The sequence below is a fragment of the Crocosphaera sp. XPORK-15E genome (genome assembly GCF_034931425.1).
Lineage (GTDB): Bacteria > Cyanobacteriota > Cyanobacteriia > Cyanobacteriales > Microcystaceae > UHCC-0190.
In genome coordinates, this window is the sequence record NZ_JAYGHQ010000017.1 from 1 (window position 1) to 26,680 (window position 26,680).

Annotated in this window: 21 protein-coding genes and 1 pseudogene; 11 read left to right on the forward strand and 11 right to left on the reverse strand. The window is 37.8% G+C overall.

The window, feature by feature from the left end:
* Nucleotides 1-330 (forward strand): annotated as a pseudogene (locus VB691_RS18700) (zinc ribbon domain-containing protein); the annotation flags it as partial.
* Between the two features lie 292 nt (nucleotides 331-622).
* Here the strand turns inward: VB691_RS18700 and dnaN are convergent.
* Nucleotides 623-1,801, reverse strand: a complete 1,179-nt coding sequence (gene dnaN / locus VB691_RS18705; RefSeq protein ID WP_323293040.1) for a DNA polymerase III subunit beta — start codon at nucleotides 1,799-1,801, stop codon at nucleotides 623-625.
* A 307-nt stretch (nucleotides 1,802-2,108) separates the two neighbouring features.
* On the opposite strand from dnaN, the gene VB691_RS18710 reads away from it, so the two are divergent.
* From VB691_RS18710 to VB691_RS18730, 5 genes are all read left to right on the forward strand, one after another.
* Nucleotides 2,109-2,627: a zinc ribbon domain-containing protein gene (locus VB691_RS18710; protein WP_323293041.1), complete on the forward strand. Its 519-nt coding sequence runs from the start codon at nucleotides 2,109-2,111 to the stop codon at nucleotides 2,625-2,627.
* Nucleotides 2,628-3,099: 472 nt separating this feature from the next.
* Nucleotides 3,100-3,561, forward strand: coding sequence for a CBS domain-containing protein (locus VB691_RS18715; RefSeq protein WP_323293042.1), 462 nt, complete (start codon nucleotides 3,100-3,102; stop codon nucleotides 3,559-3,561).
* Between the two features lie 78 nt (nucleotides 3,562-3,639).
* Nucleotides 3,640-4,467: a hypothetical protein gene (locus tag VB691_RS18720; RefSeq protein WP_323293043.1), complete on the forward strand. Its 828-nt coding sequence runs from the start codon at nucleotides 3,640-3,642 to the stop codon at nucleotides 4,465-4,467.
* A 240-nt stretch (nucleotides 4,468-4,707) separates the two neighbouring features.
* Nucleotides 4,708-6,042, forward strand: coding sequence for a TIGR03279 family radical SAM protein (locus tag VB691_RS18725; RefSeq protein ID WP_323293044.1), 1,335 nt, complete (start codon nucleotides 4,708-4,710; stop codon nucleotides 6,040-6,042).
* 80 nt (nucleotides 6,043-6,122) lie between these two features.
* Nucleotides 6,123-8,897, forward strand: a complete 2,775-nt coding sequence (locus VB691_RS18730) for a hybrid sensor histidine kinase/response regulator (protein ID WP_323293045.1) — start codon at nucleotides 6,123-6,125, stop codon at nucleotides 8,895-8,897.
* 94 nt (nucleotides 8,898-8,991) lie between these two features.
* On the opposite strand, the gene VB691_RS18735 is transcribed toward VB691_RS18730, so the two are convergent.
* The gene (locus VB691_RS18735; RefSeq protein ID WP_323293046.1) at nucleotides 8,992-9,225 is read right to left on the reverse strand and encodes a hypothetical protein; all 234 of its coding nucleotides are present in this window, start codon (nucleotides 9,223-9,225) and stop codon (nucleotides 8,992-8,994) included.
* A gap of 155 nt (nucleotides 9,226-9,380) precedes the next feature.
* Here VB691_RS18735 and VB691_RS18740 point away from each other — a divergent pair, with 155 nt between their 5' ends.
* The 4 genes from VB691_RS18740 to VB691_RS18755 all read left to right on the forward strand — a co-directional run bounded on the left by VB691_RS18740 (nucleotide 9,381) and on the right by VB691_RS18755 (nucleotide 14,740).
* A complete protein-coding gene (locus VB691_RS18740) occupies nucleotides 9,381-11,393 on the forward strand; it encodes a flavin-dependent dehydrogenase (RefSeq protein WP_323293047.1) in 2,013 nt (670 codons plus the stop codon).
* Complete coding sequence (locus VB691_RS18745; protein WP_323293048.1) at nucleotides 11,390-11,635, forward strand: hypothetical protein; 246 nt, start codon at nucleotides 11,390-11,392, stop codon at nucleotides 11,633-11,635. Before VB691_RS18740 ends, VB691_RS18745 begins: the two co-directional genes overlap by 4 nt.
* 184 nt (nucleotides 11,636-11,819) lie before the next feature.
* Nucleotides 11,820-12,797 carry a cysteine synthase A gene (locus VB691_RS18750; RefSeq protein ID WP_323293049.1) on the forward strand — a complete coding sequence of 326 codons (978 nt, stop codon included), beginning with the start codon at nucleotides 11,820-11,822 and terminating at the stop codon, nucleotides 12,795-12,797.
* A gap of 566 nt (nucleotides 12,798-13,363) precedes the next feature.
* On the forward strand, nucleotides 13,364-14,740 hold the full coding sequence (locus tag VB691_RS18755) for a pentapeptide repeat-containing protein (protein ID WP_323293050.1): 1,377 nt from the start codon (nucleotides 13,364-13,366) through the stop codon (nucleotides 14,738-14,740).
* Between the two features lie 116 nt (nucleotides 14,741-14,856).
* On the opposite strand, the gene VB691_RS18760 is transcribed toward VB691_RS18755, so the two are convergent.
* The 8 genes from VB691_RS18760 to radC form a co-directional block, all read right to left on the reverse strand.
* The gene (locus tag VB691_RS18760) at nucleotides 14,857-16,176 is read right to left on the reverse strand and encodes a TAXI family TRAP transporter solute-binding subunit (protein ID WP_323293051.1); all 1,320 of its coding nucleotides are present in this window, start codon (nucleotides 16,174-16,176) and stop codon (nucleotides 14,857-14,859) included.
* A gap of 424 nt (nucleotides 16,177-16,600) precedes the next feature.
* The gene (locus VB691_RS18765; RefSeq protein ID WP_323293052.1) at nucleotides 16,601-17,470 is read right to left on the reverse strand and encodes a Tab2/Atab2 family RNA-binding protein; all 870 of its coding nucleotides are present in this window, start codon (nucleotides 17,468-17,470) and stop codon (nucleotides 16,601-16,603) included.
* 2 nt (nucleotides 17,471-17,472) lie between these two features.
* Complete coding sequence (locus VB691_RS18770) at nucleotides 17,473-18,477, reverse strand: glycosyltransferase family 2 protein (protein ID WP_323293053.1); 1,005 nt, start codon at nucleotides 18,475-18,477, stop codon at nucleotides 17,473-17,475.
* A 74-nt stretch (nucleotides 18,478-18,551) separates the two neighbouring features.
* The gene (locus VB691_RS18775) at nucleotides 18,552-19,541 is read right to left on the reverse strand and encodes a glycosyltransferase family 2 protein (RefSeq protein ID WP_323293054.1); all 990 of its coding nucleotides are present in this window, start codon (nucleotides 19,539-19,541) and stop codon (nucleotides 18,552-18,554) included.
* Nucleotides 19,542-19,558: 17 nt separating this feature from the next.
* Nucleotides 19,559-20,791: a hypothetical protein gene (locus tag VB691_RS18780; RefSeq protein ID WP_323293055.1), complete on the reverse strand. Its 1,233-nt coding sequence runs from the start codon at nucleotides 20,789-20,791 to the stop codon at nucleotides 19,559-19,561.
* Nucleotides 20,792-20,809: 18 nt separating this feature from the next.
* Nucleotides 20,810-22,321 (reverse strand): MBOAT family O-acyltransferase, encoded by a 1,512-nt coding sequence (locus tag VB691_RS18785; protein WP_323293056.1) that lies wholly within the window; start codon nucleotides 22,319-22,321, stop codon nucleotides 20,810-20,812.
* A gap of 126 nt (nucleotides 22,322-22,447) precedes the next feature.
* A complete protein-coding gene (locus VB691_RS18790; protein WP_323293057.1) occupies nucleotides 22,448-23,149 on the reverse strand; it encodes a phosphate ABC transporter permease in 702 nt (233 codons plus the stop codon).
* A 142-nt stretch (nucleotides 23,150-23,291) separates the two neighbouring features.
* The gene (gene radC, locus VB691_RS18795; RefSeq protein WP_323293058.1) at nucleotides 23,292-24,023 is read right to left on the reverse strand and encodes a RadC family protein; all 732 of its coding nucleotides are present in this window, start codon (nucleotides 24,021-24,023) and stop codon (nucleotides 23,292-23,294) included.
* Between radC and VB691_RS18800 the strand changes: the two genes are divergently transcribed.
* A complete protein-coding gene (locus VB691_RS18800) occupies nucleotides 24,022-24,300 on the forward strand; it encodes a hypothetical protein (protein WP_323293059.1) in 279 nt (92 codons plus the stop codon). The two genes, radC and VB691_RS18800, sit on opposite strands and share 2 nt — an antisense overlap.
* Here the strand turns inward: VB691_RS18800 and VB691_RS18805 are convergent.
* Complete coding sequence (locus VB691_RS18805) at nucleotides 24,266-26,164, reverse strand: NAD(P)H-quinone oxidoreductase subunit F (RefSeq protein WP_323293060.1); 1,899 nt, start codon at nucleotides 26,162-26,164, stop codon at nucleotides 24,266-24,268. The genes VB691_RS18800 and VB691_RS18805 overlap by 35 nt on opposite strands.
* Nucleotides 26,165-26,680 lie beyond the last annotated feature (516 nt).

Genomic DNA, 26,680 nt, shown 5'->3' on the forward strand with positions numbered 1-26,680 from the left:
TTGATAGATGGTTCCCCTCATCAAAAACTTGTAATGTCTGTCTCAATCAAGTTGGTAGCTTACCTCTTGATATTAGAAATTGGACTTGTGAACATTGCCAAACTAACCATGACCGCGACATAAACGCCTCAATAAACATCAAAAATGAAGCCTTACGGATACTTGTGCTGAGCGGAGCCGAAGTATTGTCGCTCTTGAACTAGCGACACTGCTAATGGAGGGGATGTAAGACGGACTGGTAAAACTTCGGTTTTGTTAGACGCAATCCCCTGTGAAGTTAGAAGCCCCGCAGGTCGCTACGCGGACTGCGTGGGTAGTTCACACCATTGACCCGCTAAACTTGATTGAATTGCCAAAATTTGTGTAAACGATAAGTAGTCGGACATAAGCTAATACGCATTTAAAATGCGTATTAGCAGGGCAAAAGGCAAAAAGCAAAAAGCAAAAGGAAACAGCTACAACCCTCTTTACTTCAATTTAACAAATAAGCAGTTTAAATGCACAACAGCTTATAATAAGACAGTTTTTTGTTAAGAAATAGGAAGGAATCAGAAACTTTTCTCTTTTGCCTTTTCCCTGACCTCACCGTCAAACTTAATGTTGTCCGACTACTTATAGTAAATTATTTAACGATTTGTACAGGCATTACTAAATATGTCATTTTCAACCCACCCAAAGGACTAAAAATAACGGGTTGATTACCCTCATTTAATTGCATCTGAATTTCTTTAGCGGGTAAAGCTTTTAAACCATCCATCAAATACTTAACATTAAAGGCAATTTCTCCACTGTCTCCCGTTATTTCAGCAGGCATAGATTCCTTGGCACTTCCTAAATCTTGGGTTTCTACAGATAAAGAAACCTGTCCTTCTTCACTGTCAAAAGTACACTTGACTAAATTGTTTTTTTGATCTGCTAAAACCGCCACCCTTTCCAGACTGGTTAACAATCTTTTCCGTTCTAAACTAATAGTGCGGCTAAAGTTTTTGGGGATTAACATTTGATAATTAGGATAGGCCCCGTCTAATTTACGAACCGTCAACCGTTGTTGTCCCAACTCAAACACCACTTGGGCCTCATCCACCTGTAAGGCGATCGCTTCTGTATCTGAGCGACCAGCAATCATCCGTTCAAGTTCCCGTAAAGCTCGGGCCGGAATGGTGACAGAAAACCCTTCCAAATTGGGCATTTCTGCTGTTTCTCCTGCCTCATCTTCATCGGTTTTAGGTTGTAAAGTAGTTTGCACCACAGATAAACGATGGCCATCTGTAGCAGCAAATTCTAAACTATCCTGGGTTCCCGTTAAATGAACCCCCGTTAACACCTGTTTAGTTTCATCACTACTAGCGGCAAATAAAGCCCCTTTTAACCCTTCTGTTAACATGATAATGGGTAATTGAACAGACTCCCCATCTTCAATGGTAGGTAAAGGAGGAAACTCATTTGCGTTCATGGCCCGCACCTGAAATTGTCCTGAGACTGACTTGAGAAGAACTAACTGGGTTTCATCATCCTCAGTTTCTTCAGCGACTAGGGTGATTTCCCCTTCTGATAAGCGTGAAACAATATCGTTGAGAAGTTTTGCGGGTAACGTTATTTTTCCTTCTTCCGTAACATCAGCACTAAAACTGCTTTCTATGCCTAAACTGAGATCAAATGCGGTTAAACTAACCCGTTTTTTTTGAGCATCCGCGACGACTAATACATTCGCTAAAATGGGATGGGTGGGACGGGAGGGAACCGCACGACTGACGAAAGATAAGTTACTATTGAGGTCACTTTGACTACAAACGAATTTCATGGCTAGTTGGCAGATGTTAACAGTAGATCAGTTGTATTTTGACTTAAAATTTGCCTTTTATTTCTTAAATCTTTCCTTCCTTTACTTCGACTTCTGTGGAAAAGGTGTGGAAAAAGTTCTGAAGTTTTCCACAAGTCGTCTGAGATGTTTAGGATGAAAAGGGTTATATTTCTGATATTTTGACTTATTCTCTCAATTTTTCTCCTCGGTAAAAAGCTGAAAGTTTTCCACAAATTTCTAAAAGGGCCCTGATTTTCTCCCATTTTTCCCTCTCTCCATAACATTCATTTAACCAAGGAGGTTCATTATGGCTTATGTGTGTCAACTCACCCCTAATCATCAAGTTTACCTAGAAAACTCAGGTAATCAAACGGTTATTACTTCTATCAGTGGAAATATGGGGCAACAACAACAATCAAGTAGTGGTTTTTTGACAGGAAGTTGGACATTACCCCCACAAATTTACCCAATATCCCAAGGAATTATGATCAAGTTGACTACAGCAACGGGAGACAAATTGATCCAAATTCAGGGAAACAGTATGAGCATTATGGAAGCTTCCCCATCATTAGGTAATGTTTCACCTTTACCCGTTGAGCAAGTCACTCAAGTTTCTACTTCTCCAATGGAAACCATGAAACCCATGCAACCGATGAAAATGGGAGATATGCAGATGAATATGAACCCTATGACGATGAAAATGGGCAATATGACTATGGGAATGGGAGAAACATCCCAAACTCAGAAACGTTTTTGTAGTCAATGTGGTAACTCAGTGACATCAGGCGATCGCTTTTGTTCAAGTTGTGGCCATTCTCTCACTTAAGTTAACCCAATTTTAGAAGATAAGGAAGTTAAGCCCAAATTTCCGAAGTTAAGACAGGATAGTGTGGTTGTGAGTAAATCCTTCAAATCCAGTCTTAAAGGGTAATTGGGGGGTTTTATAAGAATTTTCTTAACTTCTGTCCTTAAGTGCCTAAACTTCGGTTGTTTATCTCAGTCATTTCCTAGAAGATAGAAGGTGGTTAGGGAACAACAGTGGAGCAGTTAGTATCGCTGTGCTTAGCTGAAGAGAAACAGATTCAGACTAATATTTTAGTCAGCTAACATTTTAGTCTGAATCTGGGTGATTGAATATTCCTGCATCCCATAAGGCAGACAATCACATCTCATCAAGCTAATTGACACAACTAACTGTTTTTTTTTGTGTAACAATCTCGTTACTCCCTGAAAGTTTAGGCTCAAAAATTGCTTACAATGGAGCGGAGTACCCAATCAAACTGTTTCCCAGGTAAGGCATGACCAAGATTGTTGCAGATGTAATGACCCCTAACCCCATTACGGTTACGCCAGAAACACCCCTATCCGAAGCCATCAAAATTTTAGCGGAAAAACGGATTAGTGGTTTGCCCGTTGTTAATGAAAACGGTAAGCTGGTTGGGGTTATTTCTGAAACGGATTTAATGTGGCAAGAAACGGGAGTAGACACCCCGCCTTATATTATGATTCTCGATAGCGTAATTTATTTACAAAATCCCGCCCGTCATGAGCAAGAAATTCATAAAGCATTAGGGCAAACCGTTGGGGAAGTAATGACAGCAAAACCCATTAGCATTAAATCTTCTCAATCATTGCGGGAAGCTGCCCATCTCATGCACGAAAAGAAAGTTCGTCGTTTACCCGTTATTGATGATAGTGAGACAAAAATCATTGGTATTCTCACCCAAGGGGATATTATTCGCACCATGGCCCAAGGTTAAACGTTACAATTTTAATTAATCATTAATTTTTTGTATGATGGATTAAGGCTTAACTCAGGCGTAGGAGATAGGGTAAAAATGACATCAGTTGCCAAAAATGTCTCAAATAATGTCATTGAAAATTATATTGAGCGAGTGACAGAATGGAGTCACTCTAGTCAGCGAATTCCGACAACCGAAGAATTGGAAACAATTGCGGCTGAATTAGGTATTGAACCCACTGAAATCCAGGCCGCACAAAAAAAGTCCAATGATCATTATATTCGCGCTCAAGGGTATATGCGCTTGAAACATTGGGATGATGCGATCGCTGAGTTACAAGAAGCGGTGGCCTTTAATCCCTCTCATCTGGATATGTTATTAAGTTTAGCATCTGCTCACATGGGACGTTGGCAAGAAACCCATCACAGGGAAGATGCCAATAATATTCGCTTGAGAATTCGTCAATGTTTAGCGATTAAACCTGATTGTGATGAGGCTTTAAATTTGCTGGCAAGATTGTCTAATTACCAAAAATGGCGTGGTCGTATTGTCAAGGCGATCGCCGTTGGTTTAGGGGGCGTTTTTGTGGGCATGGGGAGCGTTTTTTTATTAGGGGACGGTTTTCCTGAGTTGTTTCAAAAACAGTCTAAATTTGAGAAATTAGAACAAACCTTAACCCAGGAAATTAATGTTTTAAGACGGGAAAAAGAGGAACTTCAAGCTGAATTAATGGCCGTTGAACAGATGAATCAGCAAACGAATCAAAGAAATGTTTCTCGTTTAGAAAATCGGCTGATTCAGTTACAGCAAGAAGTAACAAAACTGCAAAGGAAAATTATTGCCATAGAAAAAGAAAAACCAAGTAAAATTACGCCACGTTCTTCCATTATTGATCCTATTTCTCCTTCTCCTCCTCTTAATTAAGATACAGTATTTACAATTCATTGATTTTAAATTCTTTTACATCCTAGTGGATTGACACAGCTAAAATAGTGTATAGATTAAGTTCGTAGTGAGGGCTTACTACAAACCTCATCGTAATGCACAAAATTCGTTCTGTCAGTCCATTAGGTTTAGTAGAACCCTATTTTTAAGATATTATTGGTAAATAGATGAGCCTTATTAAACAGACCAATTATACTGTTTCTTATTTTATTTTTAACCATGAGTAACCTAAGTATTAGTCCCGCTAAAATTAGTTATGTTTTACCGAATTCTATTGCTGAAGAAGTTGGTTTTGAAGTGGGTGATGCCATTATTTCTATCAATGGCACTAAACCCCGTGATTTGATTGATTATCAATTTTTATGTGCCGAGGAATTTTTAGAATTAGAGGTATTAGATACCCAGGGAAAAACTCATCAAATTGAACTAGAAAAAGACTATGATGATGATTTAGGATTGGAGTTTGAAACGGCTTTATTTGATGGGTTAATGCAATGTAATAATCATTGTCCTTTTTGTTTTATTGATCAACAACCTCCAGGTAAGCGAGATAGTTTGTATTTAAAAGATGATGATTATCGTTTGAGTTTTCTTTATGGGAGTTATTTAACTTTAACTAATTTGACAGAAAAAGAATGGGATAGAATTGAAGCAATGCGCTTGTCTCCTCTCTTTGTTTCTGTCCATGCAACGGAAGCAGATATTAGGATTAAACTCTTAAAAAATAATCGGGCAGGACAAATAATAGAACAGTTTAAATGGTTTCAAGAAAGACGCTTACAAGTTCATGCACAAGTGGTAGTTTGTCCTGGTATTAATGATGATATTCATTTAGAAAAAACCTTGCTTAATTTAGCTAGTTTTCATCAAGGAGAAATCCCCACAATTATCTCCGCAGCAGTGGTTCCTGTGGGATTAACTCGTTTTCGTCCCCAGGAAGATGAATTAATCCCAGTTAGTCCAGAAAAAGCCCAGGAAGTCATTAAACAGGTACAAAGCTTACAACAACAATTTTATCATAAATTGGGCAGTAATTTTGCTTGGTTAGCCGATGAATGGTTTTTAATTGCTCAAGCAGAATTACCCCCAGAATCTCATTATGAAGATTATCCCCAAATTGGCAACGGGGTGGGTTCTATTCGTCAGTTTATTAAGGAATTTCAAACAACAGCAAACCAGTTATTACCCTCAAAAATAGATACCCCAAAAAACTTAACTTGGGTAGTAGGAAATGCAGTTGAACAAGCTTTTCAACCTTTAGTTAAACAATTAAACCGGGTTGAAAATTTGACAATTAATTTAGCCGCTTTACGTAGTAATTATTGGGGGCAAGAAATTACAGTTACAGGACTATTAACGGGTCAAGATTTACTGTCAGGGTTGAAGGATAAAGACCTAGGAAATGGGATTTTATTGCCATCAGTTATGCTCAAACATGATGATACTTGTTTTTTAGATGACATGACAATTGATGAACTTTCTACCCAGTTACAAATCCCCATTTTTCCCATTAGTAGCATTTCTGAATTAATTGGTACACTTTTGGATGATTAGGATAAGTTAAGAATTGTAGTTATATTTTTTATTCTTCATTATAATTGATAAGAATGTGTCTAAAAAGAACTAACCGACTCATGAAAAAGCTGCCATTACAAGCAGTATTAATTGTTCCATTTGTGTTACAAATTGTGGGGACAGTTGGATTAGTTGGATATATTTCTTTTCGCAATGGACAAGCATCGGTTAATAATTTAGCTAATCAATTAATAGGAGAGGTTACTAACCGAATTTCTGCCCGTCTTCAAGATTATTTAGAAGCCCCAGATCAAGTTAATAAACTTAACAAAAATGCTCTAGATTTAGGACATTTAGATCTCAATAATCTGCCAACAATAGAACCTCATTTTTGGCGACAAAGTAAGGTTTTTCCTTTAATTAGTTATATTCAATTTGGTAGTAAAGATGGGGAATTTGTCGGTCTTGCAGTTAATGATGATGGAACCCTTAATTATCAATTAACAGAATTTACTGGAACCCTCCGAACTTATGAAATTGATCCCCAAGGAAAACGGGGCAAACTGTTGAAAGTTTCTCCTAATTTTGATGCTCGTATTCGACCTTGGTATCTGGTTCCTCAACAAGCGAATAAACCCGCTTGGACTGATATTTATTCTTGGGTGAGTCCTCCCACTTTAGCAATTACATTAGGTCAGCCTTATTATGATAATAAAGGAACATTTCAAGGAATACTAGCAACGGATTTAACTATTGCTCAAATCAGTGATTTTTTACGGGGTTTAAATTTAGGTAAATCAGGAAGAACTTATATTATAGAACGGTCAGGAAACTTGGTGGCTAGTTCCTCTCAACAAAATCCTTTTATTATTAAAAATAATCAGCCTCAACGCTTAGCTGCAATTGATATTAATGATAAGTTAATTCAAGAAACAACTCAATATTTACAAAAGAAATTTAATAACTTTAATCGCATTAATAAACCTCAACAATTGACCATTAAAATTAACCGCGATCGCCAATTTATTCAAGTGCTTCCCTGGCAAGATAAATTTGGATTAGATTGGTTAATTGTGGTGGTAGTTCCTGAATCAGATTTCATGGGAAAAATCAATCAAAATACTTATAATACTATTGTTCTTTGTTTATTCGCATTAATTTTAGCTATTATTATTGGTGTTTTAACTGCTAAATGGGTGACATATCCCATTGTAAAACTCAATGAAAGTGCCAAGAAAATTGGAGAAGGAAACTATCAAGAAATAGATATAAATAGAGAAGATGAATTAGGAGAATTAGTCAAATCATTTAACTTGATGACAAAACAATTAGAAGATAGTTTTAACTTATTAGAAAAACGAGTCCAAGAACGAACAATTGAGTTAGAATTAGCGAAGGAAAAAGCGGAAAGTGCTAACCAAGCAAAAAGTGAATTTTTGGCGAATATGAGTCATGAAATTAGAACCCCTATGAATGCGATTTTAGGGTTTAGTGAGTTACTGCAAGACTCAATTATTGATCCTCAGACTCTTTCCCAGGTAAGGGCAATTAATTCTGCGGGAAAAACCCTATTAGCTTTAATTAATGATATTCTCGATTTGTCTAAAATAGAAGCGGGAAAACTATCGGTTAATTATGTCCCTGTTAATCTATCTTTATTGGTTGAAGAAATCTATCATATTTTTTTACAAAAAGTCACAGAAAAACGGCTTGATTTACAACTAGAAATTGCCCCAAATGTTCCGACTATTATCTTATTTGATGAAGTTCGTTTGCGTCAAATTCTCTTTAATATTGTAGGCAATGCGATTAAATTTACTGATCAGGGATATATTAAAATTAAAGTCAATACCCTTGGTAATATTGACCAAATTAATGACGAGATAAAAACTACAATTAAAATAAGTATAGAAGATACAGGAATTGGTATTCCTTTGAATCAACAAGACAAAATTTTTGACGCATTTACTCAAGTTGAAGAAAGTAGTACCAAACAATATGAAGGGACAGGTTTGGGACTGACAATTACAAAAAAACTGACTGATATTTTACAAGGACAAATTAATCTCTATAGTCAACTGGGAAAGGGTAGTATTTTTACCTTTATTTTTCCTAATATTACAATTTTAGAAACAATTCAATCTGTACAAAACATCACCAGATTTGAGCAAGATTTTTATCAATTTCCTGCCTTAAAAATTCTAATTGTTGATGATGAAAAATCGAATCGAGATTTAATCGAAAACTATTTGATGAATAGTCACCATTATCTAAGGTTTGCAACTGATGGTTTAGAAGCAATTGATCAAACCCTAGAATATCTCCCCGATTTAATTTTACTGGATTTGAGAATGCCTAATTTAGATGGAGAAAAAACCGCTAAATTCTTAAAAAACAATCCGAAAACTAAACATATTCCTATTATTATTATTACCGCTTCTCTGCTACAAAATGAAGAAGAAAACCTCAAAAATGTTTCTGATGGATTTTTACGAAAACCTGTCAGTCGGTCGGAATTAGTATTAAAATTAAGAGAAATATTTCCCCCCATACAATTATTACTCCCAGAAACTCAGCAGCAACCTGCATCTGATGAAAGCACGATTTTGATCACAACAGACAATAGAGAAATGTTGCAACACCTCTTAGATAATTGCGATCAAGAACGAGAAAATTGCCAAAAATTATGTAAGACGATGATTCGTCGTGATTTACGAAAATTTGCCCAAAAATTAAACGCTTGGGGAGAAGAATATCAATATCCTCCCCTGCTTAACTACGGAAAAATATTAACCCAACAAATACAGGAATTAGCGGTTGATGATTTACCCAAAACCCTAGATCAATTTGAAGATATTGTTAAAAAATTAGAGATTTTACTCAAAAATACTTGACTTATAACCTTTTTTATGATAGGCGAATAAAAACAAACTTTTAACGAATGACTTCCCCTCCTGGGAGGGTAGGGTGGGTTGACGAATGACTTCCTTAAGGTAGTGCTTGCCATGCCTGTTCAACTAAATCACTCAACCAACGACGTTGAACCCGATCTAACATGGGGTCTTCTTGCAAAACTTCAGCCGTTAACTCATCCAAGGATTGTCCCTGAGAACGGGCAAGATTGACAACCCCAGTAATGGCAACTGCGATCATTTCTTCATCGACTGGTCTGCTTCGTAAAGCAAATATTTCTTCTGGACTGGCAGGAATGGGATAGTGCATAACGGGTAAAAAAATATTGGATAATTTGAATCGACCAGGAAAATGTAAACTTTTTTTAAGTGTACTTTCAGAATACAGTAACGGAAAGCTTAGCGTACTTTCAACCAACTGTGATCTGTACTTTTGCTTAATTTTGGTTTTCTTAACACATCGAAATGCAAGAAATTATCTATATAGAAGTTCCAACCCCTGATACTCCCCTTGTCTGTCGCTGGTTACAACAGCAATGGACACCAATCGTCGGAAACAAGATTATTACACCAGATGGCATTCGCTTGCAAGCTGTAAATCCTTCTTCATCCTCGACTCAGGCAATTCCAGAAACTGAATTATCAATTTTTGTCTGGTCAGTGCAAAGAACCACCTATCTCAAAATCTTTCGTTGGGGTGAAAAACCTTTCCCCCGCGAACAGTATGTTTGTATGCAGTTGCAGCAAGAGATGAGACAGGAGTTTCCTCCCCAATATTCTGAGTTACCAAAATTAGAACCCTCGGAAACATCAATTTTTGCAGCATTAGCCCCTTATTATCCTAAAACGGTGCATTTTTTCCGTAAAATGCCCCAAGGGGAGACAGACTTACAACGGGTTTACTGGTGGGAAAAACGGTGGCGAGAAAATGTTAAGAACCCGCAACAACCGCAACAGGTTATTTTTCTGCAAAATACCGCCGATGAAACGTCTTTGACTAACTATGACCTAATCTATCTTGGGGGGGCTTTAGGAGGCATTCATGCAGCAGTCATGGCACAATTGGGCTATCGGGTGTTATTGGTGGAAAGGTTAGTCTTTGGACGCATGAACCGAGAATGGAATATTTCCCGTTCAGAATTTCAGAGTTTAATTGAGTTAGGATTATTTACAAAGGATGAATTTGAATCCATTATTGCGCGGGAATATGTAGATGGATTTAGTAAGTTTTTTGATGGCAATAATCCTCCCCATTTGAAATCTGATGTTTTGCATACCCCAACGGTGTTAAATATTGCTATTGATTCAACTAAATTTTTAGGTTTATGTGGTAAGAAATTACGGGAAGCAGGGGGAGATATTTGGGAAAGAACAGAATTTGTCAAGGCTAATATTGATCCTGATGGGGTAACAGTTGAATTAGTTGATTTAGACACGAAAGAAAGCAAAAAAGTCCGAGGCAGATTATTGATGGATGCTATGGGGACAACTTCACCCATTGCCTGGCAACTCAATGGTAAAAGAACGTTTGACAGTGTTTGTCCAACAGTTGGGGCAGTAATTGAAGGGTTATCGGAGGAAGTTTGGGATGCAAAATATGGGGATGTTTTAAATTCTCATGGGGATATTTCTCGCGGAAGACAATTGATTTGGGAATTGTTTCCAGGGGAAGGTAAAGAATTAACTTTTTATTTGTTTCATTATCATCAAGTTAATGCTGAAAATCCTGGATCTTTATTGGAAATGTATGAAGATTTCTTCCATATTTTGCCCGAATATCGGCGTTGTAATTTAGAAGAATTAACCTGGAAAAAGCCAACTTTTGGCTATATTCCTGGCCATTTTACAGTAGGGAAAAGTGATCGCAAGGTAGCTTTTGATCGACTATTAGCGATCGGAGATGCAGCTTCTTTACAATCTCCCTTAATTTTTACAGGATTTGGTTCCCTTGTCCGCAATTTAGGCAGATTAACCCGTTTATTAGATTTTGCCTTAAAACATGACCAATTAACCAGGGAAGATTTGAACCAAATTCGCGCTTATCAAAGTAATGTAGCCGTAACTTGGTTATTTTCTAAAGGCATGATGGTGCCAACAGGAAAAACTTTGCCACCACAGCGAATTAATGCCATGTTAAATACCTTTTTTGGGTTATTAGCAGACTCTCCCCCTGACGTTTCTGAAACCTTTATTAAGGACAAAACGACTTGGTTAATGTTCACCAGACTTGCTTTAAAAGCAGCCAGAAAAAATCCCATTTTATTACTTTGGATCTGGGAAATGGCAGGTAATAAAGACTTAATTCGTTGGTTGGGTTCTTACTTTGATTTTACCCGTGATAGTCTCAAAAATTTACTATTTTCTGCTTGGTTTTCCCAAGGTTTAAAGCCATTTTCAGAATTGCTAGAAAAGCAGTATCCTGGGTTATGGTTACGTTTATTGAGCTTTCAAACCAGTTTAAGCAGAAAGATCAAATGAACAGGAATTTAGCTAGAATTAAGTTAGTTGTTTCTCAGTTCCCTCATAAGATGTACCATCAAAAACTCAAATCAGAGAAAATTCAATCTCCCCTTACCTTAGAACAACGTCGTGCCTTTCTCAAACTGCCTCTTTCCGAACGCCGTCGAATTTTAAGTCAACAAGCAGCCGATCTCGAAGCTCATTACCAACAGAATACAGACTGGAAAGAATTTTTAGCAGGTGACATCATTGACGATTAATCATCTTCCCCTAAGAGGAGAAATTTCCCCTGACAAATTGACAGAAATTAGTCTAGCTATTGTGACGGTGATTGAGTATCAAGAAATCTAACATTCAGCCGATAATAATGGGGCGACTGCCTGATATTATTAATATAGATTATCCCGACAACGGATGCACTTGCCCACCGAATTACCCTAGACTATGGACATTAAAGACGGCTTTGTTGGTACAGTTGGCAATACACCACTAATTCGACTCAACAGTTTTAGTGAAGAAACCGGATGCGAAATTTTAGGCAAAGCAGAATTTCTCAATCCTGGGGGTTCTGTTAAAGATAGGGCTGCTTTATATATTATTCAAGATGCAGAAAAAAAAGGCCTACTCAAACCTGGGGGAACTGTTGTCGAAGGTACGGCAGGGAATACGGGTATCGGTTTGGCCCATATTTGTAATGCGAAAGGCTATAAATGCTTAATTATCATTCCAGACACCCAATCTCAAGAAAAAATTGACCTTTTGAGAACATTGGGGGCAGAAGTACGAACAGTTCCTGCTGTTCCCTATAAAGACCCGAATAATTATGTCAAAGTTTCGGGTAGAGTCGCCCAAGAATTAGATAACGCGATTTGGGCCAATCAATTTGATAATTTAGCCAACCGACTGGCCCATTATGAAACCACAGCCCCCGAAATTTGGCAGCAAACAGACGGGAAAATTGATGCTTGGGTATCAGCAACCGGAACCGGGGGAACTTACGCAGGAGGGGCATTATTTTTTAAAGAGAAGAACTCTGAGATCAAATGTATTGTTGCCGATCCGATGGGTAGTGGACTCTACAGTTATGTGAAAACAGGGGAAATTAAACTCGAAGGCAGTTCCATTACTGAGGGCATTGGTAACAGTCGTATTACCGCTAATATGCAAGGGGTTGCCATTGATGATGCCATTCAAATCGATGATCATGAAGCTTTGAGGGTCATCTATCAATTACTGTACCAAGAAGGCTTATTTATGGGCGGTTCTGTGGGTATTAATGTGGGGGCGGCGATCGCTTTGGCTAAGGAAATGGGGCCAGGTCATACCATTGTAACGGTTTTATGTGATGGTGGGGCCCGTTATCAGTCTCGTGTTTATAACCAAGAATGGTTAGCATCTAAAGGATTATCTGTAGTTAGTTAGTTGACACTCTCCCGTTAATTTCTGTGAGTCTTTTTTTACTGAGAAATTTAACGGGAGTCCTCTGGCAACACCATGATATAGATCTTGCACCTAGCTTGAAAACCCCGATTTTTTAGCAAATAGCAAGGAAGTCATGCTCGATTTGCTGTCTTGAAAAATCGGGGTTTTGTGATTTTTTAATCATGATGCAAGATCTCAGTAAGACGCATTTAAAATGCGTCTTAGCAAGTCAGAAGTACAGCTTATTAATTATAATTACCGAGAGCAATTGATATAATCCTTTACTCAAAGTCTTTTTAGACGACAATATAAAGTTTTTTTATTAAGAGATATTGACAGTTATAAACTTTTAAAGTTTTGTTTAATTATGGTTACTATCAAGGGCATAGTCAGAATATAGAACTTGACTTAAGAAATTCTTTTAAGTCAAGGGTGAGGAGTTAACTTAGTAGAATTATCAGATAGTTTATGGGAATTACTTGCTAGTATTTTCACTAATTTTCTATTGTTTAATTCTAGTTTTTCGCTCAAATATCTAAAATTCATAGCAACTAAGAGAAAAGATCATGAAAACTCTCACCACACTTCTTGTATTAACTTCCTTATCCTTAACCACTGTTGTTAGTGCAGAAACCCTCACTCCCCAACAACAATTAATACAAACAAGAGCTTGCATTGGTTGCGACTTAGAAGATGCTGATCTTCAAAATATTAACTTAGAAGGAGTCAATTTAGAACAAGCAAATTTGCACAATGCGAATTTACAAGGAGCTAATCTAAAAAATTCTAACCTGCAAGGAGCTAACTTACAAGATGCTCAGTTAATTAATGCTCAACTTGATGGCATTAATTTGAGTGGGGTTAATTTGGTAAATGCTCAACTTGATGGGGTTAATTTGAGTGGGGTTAATTTAGAAGGAGTAAATCTTGTCCATGCACACATGGATGGAATTATTTTAACCAATGCCAATCTTCAAGGCGCACAAATGCGGGGCGTAAGTCTGGAAAAAGCTAACTTAAATGGGGCTAATCTCCAAGGGGCTGACTTCACTGCCCATGATGGGGAAAGGGCAAATCTTAAAGGAATTAACCTCGAAGGGGCTAATTTAAGCGGAGCTTATCTGCGAGGGGTTCACATGGGTGAAGCCAATCTTAAAGGTGCAAATCTCTCTAACACAGATTTTAGCCAAGATTATCCTGGTAATCCCACCGTCTCTGCTGCCTTAACCGCCGTTACCGCTGCCATGCCCTTTGGCATTCCGATGGGGCTTCCTGGTGGTATTACAGGGCTTCTCAATGGTAATCCTATCCTAACCACCGCTCTTGGTGTGGGTGTTGTTGGGGGCAACCCGATCGCTAGTGGGACAGTGAGTGCAATAGCAGCACCCCTACCTTTTGGCATTCCTAGCGGCGTTATCGGTATTATTGGAGATACGATTATTTCTGAACTCTCTGCCATTAATTCTGACCTCAGTTATGCCAATCTTGAGGGTGCTAACTTAGAAAATGCTCATTTACAAGATGTGAATTTGCAAAATGCTAATCTACAAAATGCTAATTTGAAAAATGCTAATTTACATTTTGCTTATTTGTTAGAAACGAATCTCAATCATGCTGATTTAACCTCTGCTCGACTGACAGAAATTAATATGGAAGGTGCAGATTTAAGTTATGCAAATTTAACAGGAGCTAATCTCAATTTATCCTATTTAGTCAGAGCAAATTTGAATCATGCGAATTTAACTTCTGCTCAGTTGACAGAAATTGATATGAGTGGGGCTGATTTGAGTGATGCTAATTTAAGTGATGCCAATCTAGAATTATCTTATTTAGTTGGGGCTAATCTCAGTCGCGCAAATTTAGCTTCTGCTAAATTAACTGAGGTTAATATGAGTGAGGTTGATTTAACTAATGTGGATTTAAGTCAAGCTCTAGTTAGATAAGTAACTGCTGATAAATAAAAGTGAGGTGGGCATTGCCCACCCTACATCCTTTATTGCTTTAATTATCAATGGATAATTAATTAATTCAGTTTAGGATGAAATCTCTTGTTTCAGTTTTAATTTTCATCCACACCTATCATTTTTTGAGGTTGTTTTCTAATTAATAAAGTTTCCCTCTGATGGATACTTGATAAAGCCATCTGCCAAGGAAAGGTAAAGGATTGAAAAGATTCAGCAGAAATGAGATCTTTATCTAAATCAATAATCACTTTCTCTAACATCTCTAACAGTTGACACCGAATTTGATTTAATTGATCTAAATCTTCAATATTTTGAATTTTGGCAATAATTTCTAGTAATTGTAAATTATACAAATCAGCCCGATTTTTTTGCTTTCCTTTTAACCATAAACGTAATTGCCAAATTCCTGAAATAAATAAGACAGAGACAGAAACGAATAACCCAATGGGTTCAGCATATTCCACAATAAAACTAGGTTTACCTTGATTATAATAATCTAATGCCCCTGGATGAAACGCAAACCCTAAATTACGATAATTGTTCGGTTCATCAATCATTGCTGCTTGGGGAAATTCTTTGACTAAATCATTTCTCGCTTCATATAAAATTCGGGTAATCTCAAAGATAATTTCCTGTTTAATTCCTTGACGAGTCACTAAAACTGCTCGCACCCCAACCCCTGATAAATTTTGCGGTGGAATAGGAACAGCACCATTATAAGCTCCTTTAGGAATTATAATTTCTTCTAAGGCTGGTAAATTTAATTTAAGGGCAGCACCTTGATCAATGGGCAGTAATTCTAATTGAGGATTTTGTAATAATTCAATAACCGCAAAATTCCCCAAAGCGACTAAACGAAATAAGGCATCAACTTTCCCTTGATTTAATGCCTCATGTGCTTCTAATGGCATCATTGACCTTGTTTTAAGTCTGGTTTTATCTAATTGGTAATGCTCACTTAATACCCAAAACATGGTATGAGAACCACTCCCTTGAGGCATCAAACCAATTCGCTTTCCCTCTAAGTCCTTGATTTGTTTAATTCCCGAATCTTTACGGGCAATCAGATGAAACATTTCTGGGAAAAGAAAGCTCACGGCTTTCGTTGATGGACTGACGCTTGTATCACTTTGCACTAAAGCTAATTGAACTTTCTTTTCTTGAAGCAATTTGACATTTTCCACAGCCCCATTACTTTCTATTACTTTGATTTTAATGTGAGGGTTATGTCTCGTAACAACCTTGGATAAGGCCTGTCCAAAGGCATAATATTGACCACTTTTACTGCCTGTTGCTAAGGTTAACGTATAAATATCATTCCGATCTCTAAACCAGGCTACCCCAAAGATAATGACCATTATAATGCTACCAATAGCAACAGGAATGGCAGATTTTCTAAAAATAGATTCTTGCATAATTTTTTGATTTTTATTGATAAATAAAACATTTTACCGAATAAATACCATCTAAACCATACCCTGTCATTGTTATTCGTTCAATTTAGATTTTACAATAAGCCTCACTTTATAAAAAATATGTAACACATTTGTATTTTTAATATATATTTTTCGCCTCAAAACCGTAGTCCTTGATACCAAATGCCCTAAAAATAGTTCACTATGAGCAAAAATTTCGAGAATTATTCTCATTAAGTAACGAAAGAAAGGGGTTGACCCTTCGGCTTCTCTCAGGGTCAATGCTGAGCGGAGTCGAAGCATTGACAAACCATGCTACTTTTTTGTATATTTATAAATGATAGTAACGGTAGGATTGGGAATCTGTGTGCGCCTGTAAACTCCTTGTTTCCCGTCAAGATGTTCTCAGGGAAAACAAGACACCCTATTCTTCTTTTAACAACCAAAACCCGGCAAAAGATTCTACATCAGGACTAGACTGAATAGCCAGAAAATGAACCCCTTGGGCCTTTTCCTTGGTGGCTTCAAACCCTTGGCCTTCAGCTAAACTGCGATCATCCGTCAAATTAACCAAGATCCAGCTATCATTTAACCCAGTTTCCAAGCGAAGAATGGGTCTAGGTAGGGCTTGTAACTTGAGAGAGACTAATTCCAGTCCTGACATCCACCCCGCCAGAGGGAGAGCGCGTTTTGAGAAGATAATCAAGCCAGGAATGGGGGTATCAGGGGATAATCCGGCTAGGGAGATGGGAAAGCCTTCCCCAAAGCCAATATTCCACTCATTCATATCTTCTAGGGCAGCAGCTTCAAGGCTGACAAACGCCCACTTATCCATCTTATCCCCCCGCACTGCATCTGGTAGAGCAATAGCATCCAAGAGGGGATAGCCCACAGAAGCTGATTGAACGGCTTTAGGGTCATAACCAGGATAATTAGGATAAAATTTAGATTGACGTTCTTCTAGCCACTGATTAAGGGCATAGGTACGGCGACTTGGTGCGGAGGGAATACCCGCATCATCACAAGCTTTTACGATCATATTATTCATCTGACGACGAAAAAAGCGAATCTTGCTAGGGGTTTCCCCCGCTTCTGTAATAGCTGCTTCTATCGCTTCTTTGAGCCATAGAGAGTTAACTGTTGTTGGGGTACAAAACTGACTATATCTAAAACAATTATCAGGCGATCGCGTGGTATCAGTGGGAGTTTCACAAATCAAAACTTCCCATTGCTTCTTATTATTTTCATCTAAAATTGGTCGTGAATAAAAATCTAGTTCCCAAACCTTACCCATAATTAACCCTTTACTCTGTGACCAATGATTTCCCGAACCCGATAAATGGGGCGTTTTTGGGACTCATGGTAAGTCCGCATGACCAACTCAGCCAATAACCCAAAGCTCAATAATTGTACCCCAGTTAGGGTTAACAATACTGCCAAAATTAAGAGAGGACGAGTACCAATATTTTCTCCCCATAACTTGAGAACAGTTAAATAGCCACCAAAGAGTAAGCCTAAAGTCATTAACCCCAATCCAAGGGAACCAAAAACGTGCATGGGACGGGTCAAAAACTTTTTCATAAACACAACGGTCAACAAGTCCATGATAACCCGAAAAGTGCGCCCCAAGCCATACTTACTTTTACCAAAGCGACGGGGATGATGCCCCACAGGTAGCTCTGTAATTCTCGCCCCTTCAATATAAGCCAAGGCCGGTAAAAAGCGATGTAATTCGCCATAAAGATTCAGATCGGCCACTAATTCCCCACGATAGGCCTTAAGAGAGCAACCATAATCATGAAGTTGTACCCCTGTTAATTTAGCAATGATCCAGTTAGCAATTTTCGAGGGAAGGAGACGAGTTAAGGCATCATCCTGACGATTTTTACGCCAACCACTGACCAAATCATAGCCTTCATTGAGCTTAGCAATTAAGCGAGGAATATCAGCCGGATCATTTTGTAGATCTCCATCAAGGGTGACAATAATTTTCCCTTGAGCGTAGTTAAACCCGGCGGCCATAGCAGGAGTTTGACCATAATTTCGCCGTAGAATGATTGCTTTTAAATCAGTTCTTTGGTTCGCTAACTGGCGTAACTTTTCTGTTGAACCATCTTGGGAACCATCATCGATACAAATAATCTCATAGGAAAGGTGATGACTTAAATAAGTAGCAATAGTATCAATTAAGTTTTCCAGGGTTTCTGCTTCATTGAAGATAGGAATAATAATAGAAATTTCAGGGTTTAACGGGATAAAGTCTGGGGACGTTGATACCTGAGAAATCAATAACTCTTTCATAATTCACACTCACACCCTGCACTTTAATTAATGATAACAAAATTCCCTGAGCCACTGTCTAACAAGTTATGGAGTTAATAAGGGGGAGCAATTTTATTATAATCAGTTAAAGAATAGGAAAGATAAGTCATCCGTTTTGCTTCCCTTCGGCCACGAGCAACCGAGTCTAAAATTAGACCACAAGTAAAGCTTAAAAAAGCCAGTAACATGATCGTAGCAGCTAAAATAGCTGTGGGAAACCTGGGAACTAACCCAGTGCCTAAATAAGTCGTAAATATGGGAATTCCTAATAAAATAGAAATGGTTCCCAAGAGAATAGAGATCATACTAAAAAAGAGAAAAGGACGAACCTCCTTAAACAATAATACTGCTGTTCCTAAAACTCGCCAACCATCGGTAAAGGTTTTTAATTTACTTTCTGAACCAGGGGGACGAGAACCATATAAAATATAATCTTCAGTAAAAGGAAGCTTTAATTCTAAGGTATGAACTGTCAATTCTGTTTCAATTTCAAACCCACTGGAAAGGGCAGGAAATGACTTGACAAAACGACGAGAAAAGATACGATATCCTGAGAGCATATCTTTAAGCTGTGCGCCAAATAATAGCTTAACAACCCCTGTGAGAAAAAGATTACCACTGCGATGACCCAAACGATAAGCTTCTTTATTATCGGCCGCAGAACGACGGGCCCCAACCACCATATCTAACTGATTATCTAAAAGTTGGGTAATGAGTGGCCGCACTGCTGCCACCTCATAGGTGTTGTCCCCATCAACAAGAATGTAGATATCCGCATCAATATCAGCAAACATCCGTCGAACCACATTTCCCTTGCCTGGTTGGGGTTCATAGCGAACAATAGCCCCTGCTGCTTGCGCTTGTGCTGCGGTATCATCGGTTGAACGATTATCATAGACGTAGATTTCCGCTTCTGGCAGTTCAGCGCGAAATTGTTTCACCACTCTAGCGATAGTTAACCCTTCATTGCGACAGGGAACTAAAACGGCCAAACGATAACGAATACGGGATAAAATTACTGATTCTTGTTGATGATCTAACATTTTTCTCTAAAATTCCCTTATTTTAGTTGAGACTTTTGTGATTTATCAAAGTTCCGTTTCAGAGTTTTTACTAACTCTACTTCATTTTTGTGAGTTTGCAACCATTGGGATTGATCATGACGCATGTTTATTAAATGAGCGTCTATATTTTCCGGTGTTATCAAGATCCCAAAATCTTGAGGAACCTTGTCTGTTTGATAGGATAAGATGCGGTTAAGAACCAAATTTCCCACATCTGGACTGTAATGGGAGTTATCAACATAGTTAGTCATTTGATCTTTAATGGGTTCGGTTGTGATGGAATTATAACCAGAAAAATCCCAAACGGGAGTAATTTCAACCATTTTTCGCTTCCATTTTTCAAAACTTTCCCAGCGGCCAATTTCTCGTAAGGTTTCCCATTGGGTTGCATGAGATGGGGAAATAAAAACGATCAATTCAATATTATTTGTCTGGCAAAGTTTAACAATTTCTTGAAAATCATTCCAGTATTTTTCAGAAAATCGATATTGAGGATGAAACTCTAAATATTGCTTAATGGAATATTCAAATCTCCATTTATTTTTACCATCTTGGGCATTTCTATGAGGATAAAAACCATTGTTTCCATAGCTCAAACTCTTACTATCTTTTAATGGTTTCTGATTTGCTTTCCGGGTATTATTACTGGCAATTAAAGCATCCTGAGAAAAAAGAGAGTTTACTAAATCTTCTGGAGTAATGTAAGTTTTTTCTAAGCGATTATTAGAAAAACTATCTTTAACTTGAGAGAAATCATTAAACATGAAATGATCAATCCCTAAAATCACTTTTTTTAGATTAGGTTGATTTTTAATAGCGTGTTCTAAGTACCTTAATAATTCATAAGTATTAGAACCATCTAGACCTAAATTATAGATAGTTTTATCTTGGGGTAAACCTGGATGACTAGGATTAAGTCCTTGTTTCGTTCTTGAGGAACCTAAAAAGATGATTTCTGGTTGAAGATTAATAACATCAATTGCTTTAAATAGTCGATCATGACTCAGTTTTTCGGGTTTAACTAACTTGGGTTCAATGGGATTATAATATTTAAAAATATCATAGGGATCAAACAAAAAATTGACCAGAGATATCCCTGTTAAGCTAAGCATTAATGTGCTAAAAAAAAGTACATTAAAATGAGAGTATGTATTCCAAGTCAAGCCTTTGCCTTTCTTTTGTTTAAGAGAGGTTTCTGATCGAGAAAAAATCAAACGAAAGTTGCTCATAGCTTTTGTTTATAATAACTAGAATTGAAAATAAAGAAATTCAGAAACACGATTTAAGGACAGTAAACAGTAAGTCATTAATAGTCCTAATACTAATGCCCACCAAGACTTGAATTTTATTTTCTCCATAATTTCTTGACTATTAGGAAGCTTTACAACACCTAAAACTAATACAAATAGAATCAAAATACTCAAATTTTTCTGACCATAAAATTCAGGTAAGTAATTAAATTTACTCCAGGATTGAAGTTGAATTCCCAAAGAACTTAAAAATGAAAGTTTACCTTGAGCTTCTCCAGGAAGGGTAATACCGTTAATCCCTATCATTGTTTGAATCATTGTTAATCCATCGGATAAATTCTGAGCGCGAAAAATCACCCAACCCATAACCACTGCCAAAAATGTTATGATCCAAGCCAACCATTTAGGGAAAGTAATATTTAACTTTTTCCAACCATGATTAATGGATAAATACAAACCATGTAATCCTCCCCAAACCACAAAAGTCCACCCTGCACCATGCCATAAACCCCCTAATAACATAGTGACAATTAAATTAGTATAACGACGAATTTCTCCGCGACGACTTCCTCCTAATGGTATGTATAAATAGTCTCTCAAAAAATTAGATAGGGTAATGTGCCAACGTCGCCAAAACTCAATTATTGATAAAGATTTATAGGGAGAATCGAAATTAATTGGCAAAATAATATTAAACATTAAACCTAGACCAATGGCCATATCAGAATAACCTGAAAAATCAAAATATAATTGAAGGGTATAACTCAATGCTCCCACCCAAGCTTCAATAAATGTCAGAGAATTAGCATGAGCAAATATGGTTCCCACCCAGGGGGATAAGGTATCCGCAATAATTACCTTTTTTGATAATCCAAGACTAAATAAAGTTAATCCTAGGGCCAGATTTTTAGAGGAGAAAATAAAATTTCTTAATCGACGAAATTGAGGAATTAATTCATCATGGCGCAAAATTGGACCAGCAATCAATTGGGGAAAGAAAAGAATAAATAAACCATAAGTAGGTAATTCATAATTCTCTTCCTTGATTTCTCCTCGATAAGCGTCAACTAAATAAGCGATTTGAGTAAAGGTATAAAAAGAAATACCCAAAGGCAGAATTAACTGTCCCAAATTATAATTGCTGGCAAAAATATGATTAAAGGAACCAAGCAAAAAATTAGCATATTTATAATAAACAATCACCCCTAAATTTAGACAAGTTCCTAAAAACAATAACAATTTGGCTTTTGGGCTAGACAATGGGGCAGATGCGATCGCTGATCCCAACTGATGATTAATTACAATTGAAAGAACAATCAAGATAATATATTGAATTGTTTGTCCTTGGCCAGCCGGAGCAAAAATATTCCAATAAGAATAAAAAAATAGAGAACTCAGCAACAGCCAAATCATAACCCCTTGGGTTAAACGAAATTTGCTTAACAACCAAAATATCAATAATGTGAGGGGTAAAAACCCTAAAATAAAAATTGAAGAATTAAATAACATATTAATGGGAAAGTGTTAATGTTAGTTTGAGGAATAAGAAGGATTAACTAAAGACTTTACCATAAAAATCTTGAAGATGACACTAATCTGTTTTAGGGCAACTACGGGGACATTCCCTACAAAATTTTAACGTCTACGTCGTCTAATTGCACGAGTCTTAACCCCCCTAGTCTCACCAGAACGAACATTTCCCCCTAATTCCTTACTCACTTGTAGAAACACATCCCGACGTAAATAGGGATAATCTCCCACCCATAAATTATGCTGAGGAAAATAAACATCTGTAACCTTATCAATACGGCTTAAATCCGGTTGTTTTGACAAAATTAACATTTCTGCCAGTTGTCCCGCCTTAATGACCTTATAAAGACGACGTATGGGGGCTTGTACCGTTGCGCTGAACCCCTCTTGATCCCCCACTTCCACATTAATCCGTCGTTCTCGATTTTCAATTACAACTAATTCACCCCATTTATTAACCGTCTGTTCTTCCGAAATCAATTCTTCTGTAATAAACACATCTAACACCTCTCCCTGCCAAAAACCAGCATAGGGATAACGGCGATATCGACCATTACGCACACTAGCCCATAAAACAGGCGACCATAGCCAGTATAACCCTGCAATAATATCAAAAATTAGTTTAATGGCTTCTGCCCCTGCTCCCGCTAATTTACCCAATAGCCAAGTAACCACCAGGGCGATCAATGAAATAAATAATCGTCTCAATAAATCGGGCCATTTCCCCCAATAAAAAGAATATTGCCCCCCAGTAGCAACGAGGGGAACAATTTGTTCAAACGCTTCACGAGTGAGAGGAACTAGCATTAATAACCAAAATATTCAGATGAACTAATAATTGATCCTAGCTTAAACTGTTGTGCATTTAAACAACCAATGACCTAAGTCAAAGAAAAATTTTTTTTTGACTTTTGCCTTTTGACTTTTGCCTTTCCCGTAGGGGTATAGCTTACCCATTTTGGGGGTAACGCTGCCATAAATTCGTTGTGTCTCGTAAACTATGATAATTACCTTCCCCTAAAATTAAATGATCTAACAGAGGAATATTGAGATAGGTTGCCCCTTGTAGGAGTCTTTCTGTTAAATCAATATCTTCTTGAGACGGTTCTAAATTGCCTGAAGGATGATTATGGGCCACAATAATACTAACGGCCCCTTGTTTAAGGGTTTCTCGAAAAATATCTGAGGGAGCAACTAAAGTTTCTGTGGCTGTCCCAATAGTAATCACTTTAGTTCCGATCAGTCGATTTTTCACATCCAAAAAAACAACCGCAAAGCGTTCTTGAGTTTGCCACATTAAATCATGGCTTAAAGCAGCGACAGCACTAACAGGATTTTCAACAACAATTTTTTCCATAGGACGTATTTGAAAGGTTCTTTTTCCTAACTCAACTGCCGCTAAAATCGTTGTTGCTTTAGCGGGGCCAATACCATTAATAGCCATTAATTCTTGGGAATTGATATCTCTGAGAAGATCCAAGGGATCTCGGCGATGTTGACTTAATTCTTGAAGAATATACTGTGCTAATCCTACCGCAGAAAGTTTTCCTTTGCCTTGTCCTGTTCCTAACAGAATGGCTAATAATTCAGCCGTGGCTAAATTTTCGGCCCCAGAGGATAATAAGCGTTCACGGGGTCTTTCACTCAATGGAATATCAGCAATTCTCAAGCTATAAGTCATGATGCAGCCACAAGAGATTAATACAGTTGCTTTTGGATATTTTTCTCTTATAGCCGATATTTTGCTATATGTCAGTGATCTGTATTCTCTTTCTAATCTACATAGCCTGTCATTTTCTGTGATTTTTGTAGGGGCAAGGCATCAAAAAATTTTCTCCCCTCATAAAAAACATTCATACTTTCGCCTTGCCCACTCTGAGAAGATTGAGTTAAAGTCTTATTATTCCGCAGAAAGAATCAGCTTTATTGAGGTAAAAAAGATGACCAAAAATTTGTAATAATTGACCATTGACCACTCAGCATAAAGCACATCAATACACTAACACCAATCAAAATAGTCAAAACATAAAACTGTGACTGTCCAGAAACATTATATTTAAGGGCATTGCCACTAAAAATTGTCACCAGACTGACTAAATTAACCGCCCCATCAACAATATAGCGATCAAACCAAGCAGTTAAACGGGAAATTCCTGCCACCCCTGCCACCACAGTCACCTCATAAACCCTGTCTAAATAGAAGTCATAGGCAAATAAATCTTGGAAAAATCGCAGATATCGGTTAGTCAGTCTTTCCCAAACACGACTGACAGGCCGCAAAATGCCAACTAAACAGCCAATTAAGCCAGAAACCACCAATAATGGTACAGCCCATTGAACTGCAAGGGAGGTATTTTCAGATAAAGGAGTTGTTGGTGATAACCAGAATGACCAACGAATGGGTGCTAAAGGTGCAATTAAGGTCAAAATTGTTAAAGTTACCATTGGTAACGCCATTGGCCAGGGAATTTCGGGGGCGCGGCGGGTTTTCTTTTGAGGGGTTCCCAAAAAGACAGAACGGAAGACACGAGTTAAATTAAAGGCACATAAGGCATTAACAAACATCAACAGGCCTAATAACCAAGTAGGAACATCCCAAGAGCCATTAAACCAGCGTTGCCATGTCCAAAACATCCCCATGGGCAAAAGGGCCACTAAACCCGATGAACCCACCACAAAAGCCGTTGTAGTAGCGGGCATTCGTGACCATAAGCCTCCCATCTCAGTGATATTTTGATCGCTGGTGGTGAGAATAATGGCCCCTGCACTCATAAATAATAAGGCTTTGGCGATCGCATGGGTAAACAGTAGTAAAAAGGCAATATCAACATGGCCCAAACCAACGGCAATAAAGACTAACCCTAAATAAACACTGGTAGAATGACATAAAGCCCGTTTAATATCAATTTGGGCCATAGCGATCAAAGATGCACCGATCGCCGTCACTGTCCCCAAGATAATTAAAACATCCGCAGACACAGGAGAGAGGGTAAATACAGGCTGAAGTTTAATTAACACATAGGCCCCGGCTGACACCACAATAGAATTTCGCATAATTCCTGCGGGGTTTGGCCCTTCCATGGCCTCATCTAACCATAAATTTAAGGGAAATTGGGCGCATTTACCCGTTGGCCCTGCAATTAAAGATAATCCCAATAAAGTCGCCGTTAGGGGAGCAACAGGGGAGCTATTAGCCCAGGTTTCCAACTGAGAGAAGGTTAAACCTTCCCCATAACTAGAAAGGGCGACTAACCCCATTAATAAAATAATATCCCCAACCCGCTTAGTTAAAAACGCATCTCGCGCTGCCGTTACGACTAAAGGTTGAGCATACCAAAAACCCACTAATAAATAAGTCGATAGGGTTAAAATTTCTAATAGTCCATAGCTGAGTAACAGAGAGTCACTTAAGGCAATGCCACCTAAAGCTGCTTCAAACACCCCCATTAAGCCATAAAATCGCCCTAAAGACCAATCTTTTTCCATATAGCCCAAGGCATAGATTTGAGCTAAAAGACTAATGGCTGTGACCACTGCTAAGGCCCCTAAACTGATGGGAGATAACTCTACTGTTAAGGATAATTCTAAATCAGCGACGGTCAACCATTGAAAGACTAATTGTTCTGTCTGTCCTTGCCAAATGAGATTAAAGGCAATTGAGCCATGAATAAAGGCAAAAATGGACATTAATAGGTTAAAATAGGCCGCTGGTCTTGGCCCAGTGCGGCGAATAATGCCCAATGACCAGGGTAAAGTTAATAAAGAACCAATTAAACCGTAAAAAGGAATAAACCAACTATTTTGTAGGAGAAAATCACTCATTAACTTAAGGGACTGTGAATGGACAACATTAGTTTTAATCGGATTTTAAGTTAACTCATCTCTTTATCATGTTTAATGATTTTGGTCAATCAGAGAATCAATTTATCTTAATCCTCAGATTCAGGTCTGATTTCTTGGAAAAAAATCAGCCACTTTGCCTGACAATAGTTTATCAGTCATTGCCCCTGATGATCGTCAACTTTGTTGCGTCTCTCAAGTATTATTACCTAGAGAATCTCCCCAAACCCTCGATAATTATTTCCCATAAGAGGAATAATAACCCAAAAACGAATCTTGTTTGAGTTCTGGCCCGTCAGTGAGTTTCGCGTTTTCAACAGTGATGATGAAAAAATTATAAAACAGTCTGACCCCTTCTTGGAAAGTCTCAGTCATTGATAGGGTAAGAACTTCAAGAGTCTTCTCCTGGACTATTAACTTTCATTAACCATCAGATTAGAAAATATCATGGTGATTTATATTGTCAAAGGGGCCAAGGTTCCCTATTCTTTATAGATA

Bases quoted from the DNA above. Each gene is read 5' to 3' on its own strand.
- dnaN (WP_323293040.1), bottom strand. From the start codon at position 1,801: ATGAAATTCGTTTGTAGTCAAAGTGACCTCAATAGTAACTTATCTTTC.
- VB691_RS18710 (WP_323293041.1), top strand. From the start codon at position 2,109: ATGGCTTATGTGTGTCAACTCACCCCTAATCATCAAGTTTACCTAGAA.
- VB691_RS18715 (WP_323293042.1), top strand. From the start codon at position 3,100: ATGACCAAGATTGTTGCAGATGTAATGACCCCTAACCCCATTACGGTT.
- VB691_RS18720 (WP_323293043.1), top strand. From the start codon at position 3,640: ATGACATCAGTTGCCAAAAATGTCTCAAATAATGTCATTGAAAATTAT.
- VB691_RS18725 (WP_323293044.1), top strand. From the start codon at position 4,708: ATGAGTAACCTAAGTATTAGTCCCGCTAAAATTAGTTATGTTTTACCG.
- VB691_RS18730 (WP_323293045.1), top strand. From the start codon at position 6,123: ATGAAAAAGCTGCCATTACAAGCAGTATTAATTGTTCCATTTGTGTTA.
- VB691_RS18735 (WP_323293046.1), bottom strand. From the start codon at position 9,225: ATGCACTATCCCATTCCTGCCAGTCCAGAAGAAATATTTGCTTTACGA.
- VB691_RS18740 (WP_323293047.1), top strand. From the start codon at position 9,381: ATGCAAGAAATTATCTATATAGAAGTTCCAACCCCTGATACTCCCCTT.
- VB691_RS18745 (WP_323293048.1), top strand. From the start codon at position 11,390: ATGAACAGGAATTTAGCTAGAATTAAGTTAGTTGTTTCTCAGTTCCCT.
- VB691_RS18750 (WP_323293049.1), top strand. From the start codon at position 11,820: ATGGACATTAAAGACGGCTTTGTTGGTACAGTTGGCAATACACCACTA.
- VB691_RS18755 (WP_323293050.1), top strand. From the start codon at position 13,364: ATGAAAACTCTCACCACACTTCTTGTATTAACTTCCTTATCCTTAACC.
- VB691_RS18760 (WP_323293051.1), bottom strand. From the start codon at position 16,176: ATGCAAGAATCTATTTTTAGAAAATCTGCCATTCCTGTTGCTATTGGT.
- VB691_RS18765 (WP_323293052.1), bottom strand. From the start codon at position 17,470: ATGGGTAAGGTTTGGGAACTAGATTTTTATTCACGACCAATTTTAGAT.
- VB691_RS18770 (WP_323293053.1), bottom strand. From the start codon at position 18,477: ATGAAAGAGTTATTGATTTCTCAGGTATCAACGTCCCCAGACTTTATC.
- VB691_RS18775 (WP_323293054.1), bottom strand. From the start codon at position 19,541: ATGTTAGATCATCAACAAGAATCAGTAATTTTATCCCGTATTCGTTAT.
- VB691_RS18780 (WP_323293055.1), bottom strand. From the start codon at position 20,791: ATGAGCAACTTTCGTTTGATTTTTTCTCGATCAGAAACCTCTCTTAAA.
- VB691_RS18785 (WP_323293056.1), bottom strand. From the start codon at position 22,321: ATGTTATTTAATTCTTCAATTTTTATTTTAGGGTTTTTACCCCTCACA.
- VB691_RS18790 (WP_323293057.1), bottom strand. From the start codon at position 23,149: ATGCTAGTTCCTCTCACTCGTGAAGCGTTTGAACAAATTGTTCCCCTC.
- VB691_RS18800 (WP_323293059.1), top strand. From the start codon at position 24,022: ATGATGCAGCCACAAGAGATTAATACAGTTGCTTTTGGATATTTTTCT.
- radC (WP_323293058.1), bottom strand. From the start codon at position 24,023: ATGACTTATAGCTTGAGAATTGCTGATATTCCATTGAGTGAAAGACCC.
- VB691_RS18805 (WP_323293060.1), bottom strand. From the start codon at position 26,164: ATGAGTGATTTTCTCCTACAAAATAGTTGGTTTATTCCTTTTTACGGT.